This window comes from Bradyrhizobium sp. Ken51, from assembly GCF_055807435.1.
Genome location: NZ_JBVVPB010000003.1, coordinates 81,141 through 96,688, shown reverse-complemented (window position 1 = coordinate 96,688; position 15,548 = coordinate 81,141). Strand labels below are relative to the sequence as shown.

The following is a 15,548-nucleotide window of genomic DNA, read 5'->3' as shown; positions in this document are numbered from 1 at the left end:
GGAGTGAACCATGAGCGCCATCGCAAAAGTCATCGACGCTGATCGGCCTGGCCGAGTCCTCGCCCGCCAGCGCGCTGCCTTCCTGCGTGACGGGGCGCCTTCGCTGGCGCAGCGACGCGCTGATCTGTCCGAGTTCAGGGCCACGATCATCGCGCACCGCAAGGCGATCGAGGATGCCATCAATGCCGATTTTGGCCATCGCTCGAAGTACGAGACGGCAATCATGGAAGTGGGAGGCGTCGCCGAGGGTACGAAGTACCTGATCCGTAATCTTCGCAAATTCATGGCGCCGACCCGCCGCCACGTCGCGTTGCACATGCGGATGGGCAACGCGCGCATCGAATATCAGCCGCTTGGCGTCATCGGTGTGATGTCGCCATGGAATTATCCGGTCAACCTGTCGCTGATGCCAGCGATCACAGCCATCGCGGCCGGAAACAGGGTCATGCTGAAACCCTCGGAGTTCACGCCCGCCACCAATGCGCTGCTCGTTAAAATGCTCGGCGAGATATTCTCCGAAGATCAGTTCGCGATCGTCACTGGCGATGCGGCCGTGGGAGCGGCCTTCACGGCCTTACCGTTCGACCACCTGGTCTTCACCGGGAGCACAGCAGTAGGGCGCTCGGTGATGAAGGCCGCAAGCGACAACCTCGTTCCAGTTACCCTCGAACTCGGGGGCAAGTCGCCGAGCATCGTTGCGAAGGGCCACGCCCTCGACCAGGCGGCGGCATCGATTGTCTACGGAAAGCTGCTCAGCGCTGGACAAACCTGCATTGCCCCGGACTATGCACTCGTCCACGAAAGCGACGTCGACGCATTCGTCACGGCATATCACCGGAAGGCGGCGTCCTTCTATCCTGATGGTCCGACGAGTGAGCATTACACCTCGATCGTCAACGAGCGGCACTATGCCCGGATTCAGGGTCTGATCGACGACGCTCGCTCGAAAGGAGCGCAGGTCGTCGAGGTCGGCAACGGGCCCGGCGATGCAATCCGTCGCCCCAACACGCTCGCGGCAACCGTGGTGCTTGGTGTCACCGGCGAGATGCGCATTGCTCATGAGGAAATCTTCGGCCCGGTCCTGCCGATCTTTCCCTACCGCGACATCGAAGAAGCGATCGCCTATGTAAACGCCCGGCCCCGGCCGCTCGCGCTCTACTATTTCGGTGCCGATGACGAAGACCGGCGCAAGGTGCTGAGCCGAACCACCTCCGGCAACGTCACCATCAACGGGACGATCATGCACATCGCGCAGGATGACTTGCCCTTTGGCGGCGTCGGAGCCAGCGGCATGGGCGCTTACCACGGCGTCGAGGGATTTCGGACCTTCAGCCATGCCAAGGGAATCTATGAACAGGGGCGCTGGAATCTCGCCAACCTGCTCCACGCGCCCTTCAGACAGCCGATCGACGCCATCCTCAACATGATGCTTCGGTGATCGGAACTCCATTTTCCAATTAAGCCAGGGAGCATCAGCAAATGACCACCGACACATCATCGTTGCCGCTAAGCGGCGGCTGCGAATGCGGCGCTTGCTCCTTCCAGGTGCGTACGCAGCCGAAAGCCAGGTTCCGGTGCCACTGTCTGATCTGTCAGGCTTTCAACGGCAAACCGTTCGCGGACGTCGTCGCCGTTCGCGCCAAGCATGTCGCACTGAAGAACGCCGGCAATATCTCGTTCAGGAAATACCGTCCGCCGCCAAACTTCAATCGCGGGGTTTGCCGGACCTGCGGCAAGCCCGTCGTGGAAGTCGCGGGCGTCTGGCCGTTCGAGGTGATGTTCATCCCGGTCGGAACTTTCGAGCCCGAGGCCCGGCTGCCGCCGGTTCGGATGGATATATTCTATCACCGTCGTGTGCAGGAGATGCCCGATGGCTTGCCTAGATACAGCGGCTATTTCCCGAGCTTGCTGGCGGTCGGGAAAATGATCATGAGCGGCTTGTAAGGCAAGTCCATCTGGCGAAGCCTCGCCGATTGCTTCCGCCTGGAAGCCTCCACCCGCCGCCGCCCCCGTCGTCAGCACCGAAACATTCTGCAACTTGTTGCATAATACCGAATTGCGTGCTATCGATTTATGCAACTGATTGCAACTGGACCTCTGGGCCGCTCGAAGTCACCTTCGCCGCGCCGAAACCGGGTTCAGCAACAAAAGCGACGCGACGGAGGATGGCATCATGTTCAGCGACGGGCTTCTTAAAGGCCGCAATATCCTGGTGACAGGCGGCGGCACCGGGCTCGGCAAGGCGATGGCCGCGAAATTTCTCAGCCTCGGCGCAGACATTCACATTTGCGGACGCCGCAAAGGCGTGTGCGAGGAGACCGCCGCCGAGCTGATGAGACTTCATGGCGGCAAGGTCACCGCCCACGGCGTGGACATTCGCGACGCGGCGGCGGTCGACGCCATGGTCGAGGGCGCGTTCAAGGACCGTCCCCTCACCGATCTCATCAACAACGCGGCTGGTAATTTCGTCTCCCGTACGCAGGATCTGTCGCCGCGCGGGTTCAATGCCATCGCCAATATCGTGATGCACGGCACGTTCTACGTGACCCATGCTGTCGGCAAACGCTGGATCGCCGCTGGACATCGCGGCAACGTTGTCTCCATTACCGTGACATGGATACGCAATGGCGGTCCGTACGTGGTGCCGTCGACCATGAGCAAATCCGCAATTCACGCCATGACGATGTCGCTGGCCACGGAATGGGGCCGGCACGGCATCCGCCTCAACACCATCGCGCCCGGAGAAATCCCGACCGAGGGCATGAGCAAGCGCATCAAGCCCCGCGACGAGGCCGGTGCGAGGACCGTCGCTGCGAATCCCATGGGTCGCCTTGGGGATATGAGCGAGTTGCAAAATCTCGCGACGTTTCTGATCTCCGGGGGCTGCGACTGGATCAACGGCGAGACCATCGTGATGGACGGTGCCCAGGCGCTGGCCATGGGCGGCAACTTTTACGAAATGCGTGACTGGAAGGATTCAGATTGGGCCGAGGCGCGCGACGCCATCGTGGCTCAAAATGAGAAGGACAGGGCGAAGCGTGGTTAGCGGTCGAATCGGGCGCCAAGCGCGCTATCGATCAGGGAACGCGGCTTGCCGCATCGCTCTGAGCGCGCAATCCGGAATTTCAAAGGCGAGGAAGCCACAATGACGGGTCTGCTCCATCTTCATCCGGCCGCCGCAGCATCTCTGGAGAAGTGGCACGCCATGATCGCAGGGAAAAATCTTGGCGACCTTCCCTCGATCACGCATCCGGAAGTCGTCTTCCACATGCCGACCGCATTCAATGCCTACCACGGCATCGAAGCTTTGGTTCTCACCATGAGCAACGTGGTTCAGATTTTTGAGGGCTTCAGTTACCATCGTCAGGCCACCACCGCCGATGGCTGGAATATCGTTCTCGAATTCAGCGCCAAGGTTGGCGGCAAGATGGCCAAGGGAATCGACTTCATCCGCTTTGACGACGCCGGCAAGATCGTCGAGCTCGAAGTCATGATGCGGCCGCTCAGTAGCGCGCAGGCGCTTGCCACGGAAATGGCAAAGCGCGTCTCCGGCGCGCTTCCTGCTGCAAGTGAGGTGAGATGAGATGCGTGTTCATGTGGTCCATGCGCATCCCGAGCCGAACTCTTTTGTGAGCGCGATGCGCGATGTTGTTGTCGACGAGATGAAGGCGGCGGGTGCCATTGTCACCACTTGCGACCTTTATCATGACGATTTCAACCCCGTTGCCTCCGGAAACGATTTCACGTCAAGAAGCCGGCCCGATTACCTGACATACACGCTCGAACAACGCCACGGCTACACGACCTCGACGCTGGCTTCCGATGTCGCCCGCGAAGCGGAGAACGTACTGACGGCCGACCTGATCGTCTTCACCTTTCCAATATTCTGGTTCAGCGTTCCGGCAATTCTCAAAGGCTGGATCGACCGCGTCCTGCTGTGCGGCCCAATGCATAGCGGCAACCGCGGATTTTACGATCTCGGTGGTCTCAGGGGTAAGAGAACATTTACGGCAATGGCTCTCGGCGGGCGCCGAAACATGTTCGGACCAGACGCTCTGCACGGAGAGCTCGAGACCGGGATGATGCGTCACTTCTTCCAGGGTACGTTGGGCTATGTCGGACTAACGGTGCACAGGCCATTCGTAGCCTATCATGTTCCCTATATTACGGAGCACGAAAGGCAGGAGCAGCTGCAGGATCTGCGAATCCATCTGCGCGAGCGCGACCGCCAACCCACCCTCGCGTTTCCAAAGCTTGAAGATTTCGACGATGTGCTTGTGCCAAGGCGCGACCGTGCGCGTTAGCGAGCAGTCGAGCCGATTGAACTCAGGATGCCTTCAGTGTTGAAATTGCCTGCTCGCAAACGGCGATCCGCTGGGATTCGAAGTCGATACCGGCCTTCAGCACGAGATGACGAAGCTTTTCATCCCGCGTCATTTTCTTTTGCGAGAAATCCCTGGCCTCGATTTCCCGATAGATATCGCGCTTTTCGCGATGTTGCGCGGCAAGTCTCTCCAACTCCTCGATGATGCATGTGGGCCCGATGACGGCTTCAGCCCGAAGCCGGACCATCAACTCGTCGCGAATCGGCGACGGGGCCTGGCTCTCCCGAAGCCAGCGTCGCAGCTCCTTGTGTCCGGCGGGCAGCACAAGATAAGTCTTCTTGCCGCCTCGCGCGCCATCAACGAGAGAGCCCTGAACGAAGCCGGCAGCTTCGAGGCGGGCAAGCTCCCGGTAAATCTGCTGATGGGTCGCCTGCCAGAAATAGCCGATGGATCGGTCGAAGCGTTCGGCCAGTTCAGATCCGGAACAGGGCCGTTCAATCAATGCGGTCAACAATGCGTGGGGCAAGGACATCGACGACAAAGTCTCACATGGAAGTTAGCTTGTCGCATCAGCTGTGGACGAACTCAATGCCGAAGTGGCCGCGCGTCTCGGCTGCGCATTTATGCACTGCGGAGTGAAACGATTGCGCTCATCATCGTAGCGACAAGACTTGGCCTGTCCGGCCTCATCTACACCGCTGCAGCGAGTGGTCGCAGTGGCAATCAAACCCAATTCTGAAAGGTTGACAAATGAGGTCACCCCCTGAGTGGGACGACTTCTGCTCTACCTCTCGCTCTGGACATGTCGCCGGGGTGGGTCAACAATACGATGGGCCAGAAGCGGGCATCGCCAAATGAGCCCCGCGCTCAAGCCTCAGATCTCCAGCGCCATCCGCGCTAACAAAAGGCGCCCCCGCACCTGCCGTAAGCAGGTTCGCGAAGCAAGACGGGCACCACGGTTTGGTTTGCCTCCAGCAACAACCTGAGTCGTGCCATGCCCGAACTTCCTGGTTTGCTTCTCGCCGCGTGCATGTTCGTTGGCGCGGCCGCTTTACACGTCCGTCGGTCACGCCGGCGCCTCGGCTTACATCGCCATGATGATCTGGTTCGGCGTCGCGCCTGCAACAATGCGTCCGACCGCGCTGGTACTCAACATCTTGGTCGTGGGCTTCACTTCGCTGCGGTATGTCAACGCCCGCCTGTTCCTCTGGCGGACGCTGTGGCCGTTTCTGATCGGAGCTGCGCCATTCGCGTTCCGCGGAGGAGCTGTCCAGCTTCCCGGCGCTTGAGTATTGTTGATCAGCGGCGCGAGGCTGCTGGCGCGCTACGAATTGACGTCGAGCACCAAGCCGAGTGATCCCCCGATATGGGCCCGAGTTTTGTGCGGCATCGGGATCGGCTTTCTGTCGGGTCTCACGGGCACCTGAGGAGGCATCTTCCTCTCGCCTATCTTGCTGCTCTTCGGATGGTCGGAGACGCGGAATGCGTCGGGCGTCGCCGCTGTCTTCATTCTCGCCAACTCGATCGGGGGTGTCCTTGGCAATGTCGCCGTTGTGCGGGCGCTCCCGCCGGATCTCTGGCTCTACGGCATCGCGGCCATAGGGGAGCGATCATCGGGATCACATTCGGCATCCAATCGCGACCTGCGATGATCCTGAATGCGCTGGGCTGCGTCCTGATCGTTGCTGGCCTGAAACTGATCGGAGTTTATTGAGGATCTGCTCTCTTAGGACGAGGCTCAGATGGCAAGATCGCGTCGAGCCGAGCTGCAAGCTCGGATTTCCTCCGTTCGGCTGGATCTAAAAGGCGGCGGGCCTCAGCACGCAGCCGAATGGACTCCTGGATCGCGCAATCCGCGCCTTCCAGCAGTGCGCGAATATCGTTGCTATAGTTCTGGGCGATGACGTGCTCCTCTTCATTGAGGCGGCAGCACGGGCGCGTCTCTCAGCCACCGGCGCCTAAAATCTTCGGTCGGCGATGCCGCACCAACTCGCGGCTTGAAGTATGGTTGCTAAGCCGCGGCGGAACAGTAGTCCCGCGTGAACCAACGCATCCAAGGCCGCGGTCAGTGCGTCTCGGTTCGGTGGCAAGACAGCTGTCAGGAGAGCCTCGCTGAATTCGCGGCCCAGCACCGCCGCCACTTGCGCGACTTCGTTCGTCCCGGCTGTCCAGTCCAGCCGCGCAACGAGGGCGTCCTGCAGCGTCACCGGAACCGAGAGCTGCAGTCGTCCGGCACGCCCGCAAGTAGTTTCGTCGTTAGCCAAGCCGGCCTCGAGTACCGCTTTGGTCAGCTCCTCGATGAAAAGCGGCAGCGCTTCATTAGCAGCAAACGCACCAACCATGTCAGCCGCCTGCTTGGCGAACGCGGCGGCGTGGGCGTCGCCTTCGACGCCATGGCCTTCCACCAGCATGATCCGGTCCTGCGGCGGTTTGCTGAAGTGGTGATCGCGATCGGCGGCAACTGCGACTACGGTGCCCTCCAGCGAGAAGCCGTGCCCTTGCTGCATCAGGCCGCCCGGGCGAACGAACGCCGCTTCTGGCGGAGGTAGCGCGTGATCTCCGGAAGAGCCATCGCGTTCAGGACCCGGTCGGCGGGGACACCGCCCTTCCGGGCCATCTCGACGCCCCAGTGCATGTGGTCGAGCTCGGGGATCGAGTGCGCGTCCGGATTGATGCTCATCAAGCAGCCGAACTCAAGGGCGGCCTGGTGCCAGCGCCAATCCAGGTCGAGGCGCCATGGATGGGCGTTGATCTCCACCACGACGTCGTGCTTGGCGCAGGCGCGCAGCACCTTGTCGACATCGATTTCGTACCCCGGCCGCCGCTGGAGCTGGCGCCCGGTCATGTGGCCGATGATGGTGGTGTGAGGATCGGAGATGGCCCGCAGCAGGCGCTGCGTCTGGGCCTTGCGGTCGAGTTTGAAGCGGCCGTGGATGCTCGCGACCACGAAGTCGAAGCGCTGCAGCACGTCCTCCGCATAGTCCAGCGAGCCGTCGGCCAGAATGTCTGACTCGATGCCCTTGAGGATCCGGAAATCCTTCCCGAACCGCTTGTTCAACCGGTCGGCGTCCCGGTGCTGCTGCGCGATCTCTTCCTCCGAGAGGCCGCCCGCGTAGTGCGCGGACTTGGAGTGGTCGGCGACGCCGAAATACTCGAAACCGCGCTGGCGCGTGGCCTTGGCCATCGTCTCCAAGGTCTCCGTGCCGTCGGAGGCATCGGTGTGGCAATGAAGGATTCCGCGCAAGTCCTTGTCGGTGACGAGCTTCGGCAGCTTGCCCTTCTGAGCCAGTTCGACCTCGCCGCGCCCCTCTCGCAGTTCAGGATCGATGAACGGCAGGCCGAGGGCACTATAGATCTGGGCCTCGTCGCCGGCGATCAGGGTGCGACCCTTGTGCAACCCGTCGCTCTCCAGCCGCATTCCTTTCTCCGCGGCCAAAGCCTGGAGCCTCTCGATGTGAGCGGCTGAGCCGGTTCCGAAAAGAAGAGCTGCGCCGAAGTGGTTGCGATCGGACAAGCGGATTTGCAGTCCGTTCGCCGCCGAAGCATTCGCCGCCTTCTCGATCTTGGCAGCCTCCGCAACGATCGTGAGGTCGCCGACGAGTTCGCAACCGCGACGGAAGTCGCCTGCGATCGTCACGCGCTTGAGCGCCGGCCGAGCCTCGCGGAGCGAATCCTTGGCGTGCTGGAGCAGGGCGGCGGCACGGTGCAGATGGAGGCGACCTTCTCCACTTTTGGCGATGGCCAGATTCTGCAGGGTCTTGGTCTGCAGCGCGGCGCCGAGGCCTTTGGCCTTCTTGATACGGTCGTCCTTGGCGGCGGCCTCCAACTCGGCGAGCGAGGTGATGCCGAGATCCTTGTAGAGCCGCAGCACCTTCTCGGGGCGGAGGCCGGGGACGGCGAGCATCTCGAGCACGCCCTCGGGTATCTCCTTCCGGAGCTTCTCAAGGCTCGGATGAGAGCCCGTCTTGTGAAGCTTGACGATAATGTCGGCGATCGCCTCGCCGACGCCGGGGATTTCCGTGAGCCGGTCTTCGGCGATGAGCACGTCCAGAGGGACGGCAAGGGCCGCCAGGCTGTCTGCGGCGCGCGCATAGGCTTTGGCCCTGTAGGGATTGCCGCCACGCAACGCCGTCCGCTGTGCGTATTCTCGCAGGAGACTGACAATCGTGCGAACGTCGACCGAAGCCACTCAACGAGCCTCCCGTTCCGCGCCCGGCCTCACCGGAGCAAAGGCTCGTTTAGCGGGTGGGCAGTCATCGCGCCGGCGATCGAGAGATGCCTCAAGTTTCTGCGCTGCCCGGAAGTCCTCAAGGTGCTGCGTGTTCGGGCTATAAGCGGCCTCCTTCTTGAGGAGATTGTAAATTCGCCCCGCAACCAGCTGCAGATGCTTCATTCTGCCGCGCGGCAGCGATCGGGCTTTGCAAAGAGCCCGGACGGCGTAGGCGCGGAAGTAATCGAACGCGTCAGACATGATTTCGGTAAACGCAGGCCATCGGCGATGGTTCGGTCGGCATCGGTCGGGACTGGAGGCCTGTTCGGCTGGTCAATAGGAACCCGGTGCGTGGGCGCGATCCCAAACGCTCGCGGATACGTCATACCGTCGCGTCACCGTATGACGGTGAAGCCGAGATGGGTGCATCGCTCACGGTCTGAGGCAGCGAGGAGTTCGAGGGAACCCCGCGAATCCCTACAGCGTTGCACCGCCTCATTGGCAAAAGGAGACGCAGATGGCAGCCGCGAAGAAGAAGGCCGCGCGAGGACGCAAACAGGACCGGGCGCGCGTCGCCGGCGGACAGAAGTATGAAGTCGGGTATGAGGCGAAGAAGACCGGCCGATCGGTCTCCGCGGTCAAGAAAGCGGTCAAGAAAGTCGGCAATTCCCGCAAACGGGTCGAGAAGCGTCTCGGCCGCTGAGGCCCGCGCTATCGCCCCAGTCCAGAGGCGGCCTGCTCCCAAGCTGGCGGCTTAAACGCGGGTGGAGAAGCGGGTGAAGCTGTCAACTTCTGCAGGCGCGGCTCGACGTCGCGTAGGTAGATCTCGGTCCGGAGAAACGCGAGCTCGGTCTCCAGCGCGGTATCGCAGACGTCGACGTACCAGGATTTCGGCCGACCGTTCGTGCCATCGCTCCAGCGATAGCCGCGGCGCTTCAGCGAATCCTTGAGCTCGAACGGCGACTGTTCGGCCCAGATCCGGACGGTCTTTTTCCGTGCGGTCTCGAGCAGCACGGCGAGCGCGGGCGCGCCGGTCGTTGGTAGGTCGAAGTCCAAGACTCGAGCAGTGCGTGACAGTCATCAACGGCGCGGTGCGCCTGGTGGAAATAGCCGGCACCATTCAGAAGGTAACCGAGCTTCGCTCCATCGAAGCCGTGCTGGCGCCAATCGACCCCGGTCGCGGAGCATGCCCACGCCTTCCGCTCGAAGACCGGCCAGTATCGTTCGGAAAACTTCCGATCGAATCCACTGTTATGCGCGATGACCAGGACCACGGAATCGTCGACGAAGGCGTTCACGGCTGCCTCGTCGATCTTGTGGCCGGCCACCATGTCGTCCGTGATGCCGGTAAGCGCCGTGATTTCTTCCGGGATCGGCTCGGACGGCTCATTGAAGGCGGAGAAGGTGTCCCTAACATCAATGATGCGCCCGTCGGGCGTGTAGCCGAACTTGACCATGCCGAGTTCGATGAGTTCGTCCTTGCGGTGGTCGAGGCCGGTCGTCTCGGTATCTAGCAGGATGCCGGTTTTGATTTCCTGTCCGGAGGCCGGCATCGACGTTGGCCGTGGTACCAGGCGGCGCAGCACCCGGTAGTCGCTCGATCGGCCTAGTACCTCGGCCATCGCGGCCAGATCCGATGCGTCTTGAAACATCTCTTCTCGTGGTGAGCCGATGAGGTAGTCCCGTCAGGCCCCACAATATCGGGAGAGCCCGGCACGAGATATCTGAAAGACAAGCAATTCACGCGCTTTTCGGGAATGTCGGTGCAATTGGATTCCCTTGCGGGACGTTCGCGCGGGGCTCAATCGCGCGCGCTCCAGAGGTCCGCGCCTATGACCGTAACAATCCGGGTCGGGCGGAGCAGCTCCAGACGGGTAGACAGCATCTTGGTTGCCGACCCGGATTGTTACGGTCCCACTGGTGCGTGATCGTTTACGATCTGCAGCTATAACTGCATCCATGGATCTCGATTACGACCCCAAGCGCGAGGCCGCGGCGGCGATGAAGCTTGCCGCCGAAGCCACGGGCGCAGAGCGGCAGAGATGGATCACTGCCGCGCTCGCGTGGTCAGAACTCAATTGCCTGCGCGGGGCTGCCGAGCACAACGTGCCTGAAGGGTCGCCTACGCGGCAGCTCGGTACCGATGCAAGGCGCAGCGCGTCCTCCCACCCCTCTCCAAGCCGCTAGGATCGCGTTCAGGGGGAAACGCGATGCCGCACCCGCCCACGGCATCAAATCCTCCCTGGTGAGGCCAGAACCACCGGCTGGGTGCGCAAGCTTGGTCCGCGGGAGGCGTTTGTCGGCGGCTCTCTTCGCGCAGGGCGGGACGGCGGCCAGGCTTCATCGGGTGCGGCACCATCAAGAACGGCACGGGCGTGGGCGTCAGGCCTCACCGGGTCCGGAGAAGCTCGATGCTGGGGAGACCGCGCGAGACGCCGGCAGCGGTCGCTCGGTCGGTCCGGATGCCGAGGGTTGACCTCCCCTGCTGTCATACCGCTTGGCGAGATCGAGGAGACGACGCCGCGTGAACGGATCGGCTTTGTCGGCCATACTCCGGACCCTTAGGGCCAGACCTCGGTAGAACTCCTGCTCCATGACACGCCCCTCACCATCACTGCCCAAAGTTGAATGCTCTGCGATCACGGAGTCAAGAAGGACCGCGATAGCGTGAAGCCGACCAAATTTCTCATTCCGCTGGCTTGAGCCCCCGACGTCGGCTGAACTAGAATAAATCGCAGGGGGAAAACAGATGGCCATGCTCCATCAAGTCCGGAAGGCGTGCCCGGCGTGCGGCAAGCCGATGAAAGCTATGTCCGACGAAGCTCCGGAACGGCGGCCGCGGTACGTGTGCACCCATTGCAACGATGATCCGCTACGCGACCCGGACGCCCTCAAGTGGGCGGATGGCCCGCTACGACCGCCAGAGCCCTAGGTCTTCGCTGCGCGCGGTTGGTGTCGAGCATGGAACGGGCTCGGCCGGACACCGTTGATGTGACGGGCCTGCGCGAATGCACGGCCCGCGTGGCTCCGCCATCAAGCCCCCCAGCCCCCAAAAGGCGGGGCCACGCTCATTCTTCCCAGTCAGTGCGCAGAATTTTTTCGTTGGCCGTAACTTGCGTGAATCCGCGGCTGGCAGGGTTCAGGCAGAATGCTGCTTTCGCTGGGGGAGACCTCCAATGTTCGATGCTGAAACCACCGCGCTTTTGCGCGCGGTCCTCGACGAGGTGTGCGAGAGCGTGTCTCGCTATGAGACCTCTGCCCGCACCCACGTAGCGTCCATAATCCTCGAAGCCGCCAGCAAGGGCGAGACATCGGGCGACGGGCTGAAGCGGATCGGCAGGAATGCACTTCGGCAGGCCCCGATCGTCCGGAATTGACCTGCTCTCGAGTGCAGCGGTGCGCCACCACCGCCGCCCTGGACTGGGGCGTGTACCTATAGCGTCGGCTTACCAGTCCAAAGCGGAAGTCTCGTGCCTTGCGTGTGGTCGGCGGCTTGTGACCCAGAGCGGACCGGCCGCCGACTGGCTTGATAAGTGCAGTATCAGCGACAATGATTGGGCATTGGCCAGCAGACCGCGGCTGATCTTTGAACATCAGCTAAACTCGCGAACCTTGCATAGCGGGAGAACAGAAATGGAAGAAAACAAGCGTCTTATGGAGCGGTTCGTCGAGTTCATTAATACCGCGAGCGAGAAGCTCGCTGACGAGCTAATCTCTCCGAAAGCAATATTTCACGTTCCCGGTCGTCCCGAGCCGGTAGTCGGACCGGCGGGATATATCGAGATCATCAAAATGCTGCGCAGCGGCTTTCCCGACATCCAGTGGACTCTAGAGGAAACGATCGCCGAAGGAGATAATGTTGCGGCACGCTTCACCATGAGAGGCACCCATGGGGGTAGCTTCTTCGGTGTTCCGCCTACTGGAAAGAAAATCGCTGTGCAGGCGATGAACTTCTATCGCTGGTCCAACGGACAGATCATCGGCGAACGTGGGCAGCCCGACTTTCTGGGATTGTTGCAACAGATCGGGGCCGCGCCAATGTGATGAGCTTGAAGGAGCGGGTCAGCTGCGCTCCATTCTTGCGCGATGAGGCTTGAGCGGTCGGCTCATTTGGCGATGCCCGCTTGGCGCCCATAGCCGACCTGCCAAAAGCAACCGGTCCGGGACCGCTTATGACCCGAAGCGGTCATCGCGTTGATTTAGGAGCCGCCCTTCGCCGAGGCGATTGCAGCACGAACAGCGTAGCCCAAGTCTATACTCAAGCGTGCCCTTGCTTCGAATGGGTCCTGAGCTTGCGCAACGAACGGCATCCCCGGCAGAACGGCGGAAAGTACGCGCACGATGGCTCCCTGCTCAATTTCTTGTCCCTCATCCTGCGGGTCGTCCGGGGTCAAGACCATCTTCTTCATTCCCTCCCAGATACCGGGAGTGTGGTCCTCCAACGCCGCAATCGCTTCCTGCATCTGCTCGTCTGTAAAGAACGTGCCCATGAGAAGCTCGCGGCACCGTCTAGGTGGGATAGCCGTCATTCAGCGCACCGCTCTCGCCTTCATCAACACGAAGAGGTGGGAGCCGGCGGCGATTACCGAAAAAATGACTATGCCTAGTTCAACACCGTGCACACTTTGCGGCGCATATGTCGAAGCCAGCCAGATCAAGAGCCGTACTGCCACCATGAAAGCGAGCATGCCCCACATCGCCAACCATTTTGGCGCGTACCAGATTGGCTCGCCGCTGGGGCCCCATTGCATTGCAACGCGCTCGCGTTCGATCCGACGGCCTAGATAAAAGTTGTATGCGACGACCAGTGCAGCGGAAATGCCAAAGACGTAATCTGCGGGTAGCATGCTCGCACCTTTCAGAGTGCGGCCAGCTTATCGTGAGGCGACCGCGCAATCTATGCTTGTCTGAATGGAACCGCTCGCGACCAATTCGTTATGGTTGCTATCTGGTTGAGCGGCCACACGACGACCGCCTCTGGCCCAACTCGGACGTAGGGCGAGGTACGCCAACACGGCCGATATCGGAGGCAGAGAGGACCTCACATGAATTGCAGCGCTCGTTATGACTACATCTCCTAGCCGACGCTAATGTCGCGAGCTACAGCCTCGCGTCAAGGTGTACCTGATCCACACATCGTTGCACCGGTCCCGGGTAGTCTTGCTCTATCCAGGGCTCGTCGGCGGAGCGAACGTCCTCGATCTTCGACAATCGAAGGCAGATCCAGCTGGCTTTGACCGGACGCTTCGTGCTCGAACTTGCCTCCACCAGGAGCGCGAATGCGCGCTCCTCACCGGCGGCGTGGCCCAGAATGTACGGGCAGACGGTCTTTCGCTTGCCGTCAAGGCTCACGTGAACCGGCCGGCGCTCAAGGATCGCTTGTCTGAGCGTCATGAAGACTTGGCTGTGGCCTTCGCTCAGGATCTGGAACGGTCGCTTGCGGCCCCGGCGGGGTCGGTGCGCGGCGAAGTCCGGGTTGAACGTCGCTGCTCGGGTGATCCCTAGGCGCTCTCGGCGGCCCCGAACTCGCGCGTCCGCTCGAAGCCACCGCACGGAGACTGCAGGTGATGATCGAAGAACGATCGAATCGGAAGGATAGGGGTAGCCGTTTCTGCCCTGCCCAGATGCAACAGCGATCTGCGCATGCTCGAGGGCAGTCTATCGGACACCTCCACATCGCTCGCATCCGAAGGTGGAGGAACGAAAGCGCGCGAGATTGCAGAAAGACGCCTCGAGGTATCTTGAAGAGTCCTACCGGCGGCCATCGTTGACAACCAATTGCAAGCCCTACGCAGATTCGCTTCTCGAACCTACAGCGGCGCAGACCCCATCTTCTGGTTGATAAGAAGGAGCGGCAATTATTCCGGCAATAGTTATTAGTTCCAAAACGAACCGGTGACATCTTGTCATTTTTGTGCCGCTGGCGAGTTCGGGTTAAGAATAGCGCGTCGCCTAGCGCTGCTCTCACGAGCTGACCTACCGCGTGGGGTCCTGTGTCGCTCACCACGCGGTTTAAGTTTTGAATCGACCTGATCCGTCGTTGCGCGCGTGCCTTGAATAATAAAGATGTGCGCGCCAGACGTCGCAAGCGCCGACAGGCCGGCGAGAATGAGCACAAGGAACGCGCTGTGTTCGGTGATGCCGAACAACCAAGGTGAAGCGATCGAAGCGATGGCGAATGCAATGACGATGTACAGTTCCCACACCTCAAACGCTATCACGGCTGCAATTCCGGTTACTCCTATGACCGCGCCCACTACGCTAACAATTTGCGTAGGCAAATTCGGTTTGGGGGCGCCGAAACCCAGTACCCACGGAGATATGAATAAAAAAGCGCCGATAGTGAGCGTAGCTAAGTCGCAATACTTTCCAAGCTGCCTCATGAATAACTCCTTTCGTTATCGGCAAACGACTGCTTCAGAGTGATGTCCTCGCGTCAATGCGTCCGTGTCCTAGAAGATCTTGAACATTCGATCTACTTTCCTGAAAGCCTCACTTGCCACGGCGCCTTCCGCTGGTGCGCGAGGTGTAGTTTAACAATGTCTGCTCCCAAGCTAGATCAAGCAATCGTTGAAAGCCCTCGGCGACATGTTGACGTGGACGCGATACGTCGCCTCGCATTTGATTGGCATCCGAAAGCCGTTCCGACCGAACGACTACTGGCCGCACGACATCGTTATCTCGGCTATCCGACTTTTTCAGACTAGCTGTCATCAACAGCATTGGTCGCCTCCCTCGGATTCCCTGCGTACTAATGTGGCTTTCATTTTCTATGGGCGCGAGTCGGGCAATCGAACCCCGCCGGTCGGGAAATTCCCGACACAAAGCGAGGAGGAATATTGGTATTGGTCCGAGCATATTTTGACGCTCCCAGCGGTCGCAATGGTGCTGACCTCCACGGCTCTCTGAGTATAGGCGGGTTGGGAGATCAGCGTTGAGCGGGATGACTGGATAGAGGATGAATTGCGGCACCTGACCGAGAGCCGTCCGACGAACTACGGACGCAGGTGATC

At 61.0% G+C, this 15,548-nt stretch carries 18 protein-coding genes and 1 pseudogene; 10 read left to right on the top strand and 9 right to left on the bottom strand.

The genetic code is table 11. The features are described 5' to 3' along the window. The first annotated feature begins 10 nt into the window (after window positions 1-10). From AC0L27_RS07470 to AC0L27_RS07450, 5 genes are all read left to right on the top strand, one after another. Entirely contained in the window at window positions 11-1,438 is a 1,428-nt protein-coding gene (locus AC0L27_RS07470; protein ID WP_473318412.1) for a coniferyl aldehyde dehydrogenase, read from the top strand. 41 nt (window positions 1,439-1,479) lie between these two features. Continuing rightward, entirely contained in the window at window positions 1,480-1,944 is a 465-nt protein-coding gene (locus tag AC0L27_RS07465; RefSeq protein WP_473318410.1) for a GFA family protein, read from the top strand. Between the two features lie 229 nt (window positions 1,945-2,173). Further along, complete coding sequence (locus AC0L27_RS07460; protein ID WP_473318408.1) at window positions 2,174-3,046, top strand: SDR family oxidoreductase; 873 nt, start codon at window positions 2,174-2,176, stop codon at window positions 3,044-3,046. Between the two features lie 99 nt (window positions 3,047-3,145). Further along, window positions 3,146-3,583: a nuclear transport factor 2 family protein gene (locus AC0L27_RS07455; protein WP_473318407.1), complete on the top strand. Its 438-nt coding sequence runs from the start codon at window positions 3,146-3,148 to the stop codon at window positions 3,581-3,583. 1 nt (window position 3,584) lies between these two features. Beyond that, window positions 3,585-4,304 (top strand): NAD(P)H-dependent oxidoreductase, encoded by a 720-nt coding sequence (locus AC0L27_RS07450; protein WP_473318405.1) that lies wholly within the window; start codon window positions 3,585-3,587, stop codon window positions 4,302-4,304. A 22-nt stretch (window positions 4,305-4,326) separates the two neighbouring features. On the opposite strand, the gene AC0L27_RS07445 is transcribed toward AC0L27_RS07450, so the two are convergent. Next, entirely contained in the window at window positions 4,327-4,857 is a 531-nt protein-coding gene (locus AC0L27_RS07445) for a PadR family transcriptional regulator (protein ID WP_473318403.1), read from the bottom strand. A 505-nt stretch (window positions 4,858-5,362) separates the two neighbouring features. Here AC0L27_RS07445 and AC0L27_RS07440 point away from each other — a divergent pair. Continuing rightward, window positions 5,363-5,614 carry a hypothetical protein gene (locus AC0L27_RS07440; protein ID WP_473318401.1) on the top strand — a complete coding sequence of 84 codons (252 nt, stop codon included), beginning with the start codon at window positions 5,363-5,365 and terminating at the stop codon, window positions 5,612-5,614. 669 nt (window positions 5,615-6,283) lie between these two features. Here AC0L27_RS07440 and AC0L27_RS07435 read toward each other — a convergent pair. Together AC0L27_RS07435 and AC0L27_RS07430 are read right to left on the bottom strand one after the other, a co-directional pair. Next, window positions 6,284-6,832, bottom strand: coding sequence for a hypothetical protein (locus AC0L27_RS07435; protein ID WP_473318399.1), 549 nt, complete (start codon window positions 6,830-6,832; stop codon window positions 6,284-6,286). After that, window positions 6,832-8,514, bottom strand: a complete 1,683-nt coding sequence (locus tag AC0L27_RS07430; protein ID WP_473318397.1) for a helix-hairpin-helix domain-containing protein — start codon at window positions 8,512-8,514, stop codon at window positions 6,832-6,834. The genes AC0L27_RS07435 and AC0L27_RS07430 overlap by 1 nt, the downstream gene beginning before the upstream one ends. Before the next feature lie 538 nt (window positions 8,515-9,052). On the opposite strand from AC0L27_RS07430, the gene AC0L27_RS07425 reads away from it, so the two are divergent. Then, window positions 9,053-9,238, top strand: coding sequence for a DUF3606 domain-containing protein (locus AC0L27_RS07425; protein ID WP_473318395.1), 186 nt, complete (start codon window positions 9,053-9,055; stop codon window positions 9,236-9,238). A gap of 8 nt (window positions 9,239-9,246) precedes the next feature. Here the strand turns inward: AC0L27_RS07425 and AC0L27_RS07420 are convergent, their stop codons facing one another. The 3 genes and pseudogenes from AC0L27_RS07420 to AC0L27_RS07410 all read right to left on the bottom strand — a co-directional run bounded on the left by AC0L27_RS07420 (window position 9,247) and on the right by AC0L27_RS07410 (window position 11,130). Further along, on the bottom strand, window positions 9,247-9,591 hold the full coding sequence (locus tag AC0L27_RS07420) for a hypothetical protein (RefSeq protein WP_473318716.1): 345 nt from the start codon (window positions 9,589-9,591) through the stop codon (window positions 9,247-9,249). A gap of 47 nt (window positions 9,592-9,638) precedes the next feature. Next, window positions 9,639-10,157, bottom strand: a pseudogene (locus tag AC0L27_RS07415) (3'-5' exonuclease); the annotation flags it as partial. A 760-nt stretch (window positions 10,158-10,917) separates the two neighbouring features. Next, window positions 10,918-11,130, bottom strand: a complete 213-nt coding sequence (locus AC0L27_RS07410; RefSeq protein ID WP_473318394.1) for a hypothetical protein — start codon at window positions 11,128-11,130, stop codon at window positions 10,918-10,920. A 154-nt stretch (window positions 11,131-11,284) separates the two neighbouring features. Here AC0L27_RS07410 and AC0L27_RS07405 point away from each other — a divergent pair, with 154 nt between their 5' ends. From AC0L27_RS07405 to AC0L27_RS07395, 3 genes are all read left to right on the top strand, one after another. Next, complete coding sequence (locus AC0L27_RS07405; RefSeq protein WP_473318392.1) at window positions 11,285-11,467, top strand: zinc ribbon domain-containing protein; 183 nt, start codon at window positions 11,285-11,287, stop codon at window positions 11,465-11,467. A 244-nt stretch (window positions 11,468-11,711) separates the two neighbouring features. Then, window positions 11,712-11,912, top strand: coding sequence for a hypothetical protein (locus AC0L27_RS07400; protein WP_473318390.1), 201 nt, complete (start codon window positions 11,712-11,714; stop codon window positions 11,910-11,912). 256 nt (window positions 11,913-12,168) lie between these two features. Continuing rightward, window positions 12,169-12,579 carry an ester cyclase gene (locus AC0L27_RS07395; RefSeq protein ID WP_473318388.1) on the top strand — a complete coding sequence of 137 codons (411 nt, stop codon included), beginning with the start codon at window positions 12,169-12,171 and terminating at the stop codon, window positions 12,577-12,579. 155 nt (window positions 12,580-12,734) lie between these two features. On the opposite strand, the gene AC0L27_RS07390 is transcribed toward AC0L27_RS07395, so the two are convergent. From AC0L27_RS07390 to AC0L27_RS07380, 3 genes are all read right to left on the bottom strand, one after another. Further along, on the bottom strand, window positions 12,735-13,025 hold the full coding sequence (locus AC0L27_RS07390) for a hypothetical protein (RefSeq protein WP_473318386.1): 291 nt from the start codon (window positions 13,023-13,025) through the stop codon (window positions 12,735-12,737). 39 nt (window positions 13,026-13,064) lie between these two features. Continuing rightward, window positions 13,065-13,382, bottom strand: coding sequence for a hypothetical protein (locus AC0L27_RS07385; protein WP_473318384.1), 318 nt, complete (start codon window positions 13,380-13,382; stop codon window positions 13,065-13,067). 1,059 nt (window positions 13,383-14,441) lie between these two features. Next, window positions 14,442-14,918 (bottom strand): SPW repeat domain-containing protein, encoded by a 477-nt coding sequence (locus AC0L27_RS07380; protein ID WP_473318382.1) that lies wholly within the window; start codon window positions 14,916-14,918, stop codon window positions 14,442-14,444. Window positions 14,919-15,548 lie beyond the last annotated feature (630 nt).

Excerpts from the sequence above, each read along its gene's own strand:
- AC0L27_RS07390 (WP_473318386.1), bottom strand. The coding sequence starts at position 13,025 with ATGGGCACGTTCTTTACAGACGAGCAGATGCAGGAAGCGATTGCGGCG.
- AC0L27_RS07425 (WP_473318395.1), top strand. The coding sequence starts at position 9,053 with ATGGCAGCCGCGAAGAAGAAGGCCGCGCGAGGACGCAAACAGGACCGG.
- AC0L27_RS07395 (WP_473318388.1), top strand. The coding sequence starts at position 12,169 with ATGGAAGAAAACAAGCGTCTTATGGAGCGGTTCGTCGAGTTCATTAAT.
- AC0L27_RS07405 (WP_473318392.1), top strand. The coding sequence starts at position 11,285 with ATGGCCATGCTCCATCAAGTCCGGAAGGCGTGCCCGGCGTGCGGCAAG.
- AC0L27_RS07410 (WP_473318394.1), bottom strand. The coding sequence starts at position 11,130 with ATGGAGCAGGAGTTCTACCGAGGTCTGGCCCTAAGGGTCCGGAGTATG.
- AC0L27_RS07380 (WP_473318382.1), bottom strand. The coding sequence starts at position 14,918 with ATGAGGCAGCTTGGAAAGTATTGCGACTTAGCTACGCTCACTATCGGC.
- AC0L27_RS07470 (WP_473318412.1), top strand. The coding sequence starts at position 11 with ATGAGCGCCATCGCAAAAGTCATCGACGCTGATCGGCCTGGCCGAGTC.
- AC0L27_RS07465 (WP_473318410.1), top strand. The coding sequence starts at position 1,480 with ATGACCACCGACACATCATCGTTGCCGCTAAGCGGCGGCTGCGAATGC.
- AC0L27_RS07450 (WP_473318405.1), top strand. The coding sequence starts at position 3,585 with ATGCGTGTTCATGTGGTCCATGCGCATCCCGAGCCGAACTCTTTTGTG.
- AC0L27_RS07460 (WP_473318408.1), top strand. The coding sequence starts at position 2,174 with ATGTTCAGCGACGGGCTTCTTAAAGGCCGCAATATCCTGGTGACAGGC.
- AC0L27_RS07445 (WP_473318403.1), bottom strand. The coding sequence starts at position 4,857 with ATGTCCTTGCCCCACGCATTGTTGACCGCATTGATTGAACGGCCCTGT.
- AC0L27_RS07435 (WP_473318399.1), bottom strand. The coding sequence starts at position 6,832 with ATGCAGCAAGGGCACGGCTTCTCGCTGGAGGGCACCGTAGTCGCAGTT.
- AC0L27_RS07385 (WP_473318384.1), bottom strand. The coding sequence starts at position 13,382 with ATGCTACCCGCAGATTACGTCTTTGGCATTTCCGCTGCACTGGTCGTC.
- AC0L27_RS07455 (WP_473318407.1), top strand. The coding sequence starts at position 3,146 with ATGACGGGTCTGCTCCATCTTCATCCGGCCGCCGCAGCATCTCTGGAG.
- AC0L27_RS07400 (WP_473318390.1), top strand. The coding sequence starts at position 11,712 with ATGTTCGATGCTGAAACCACCGCGCTTTTGCGCGCGGTCCTCGACGAG.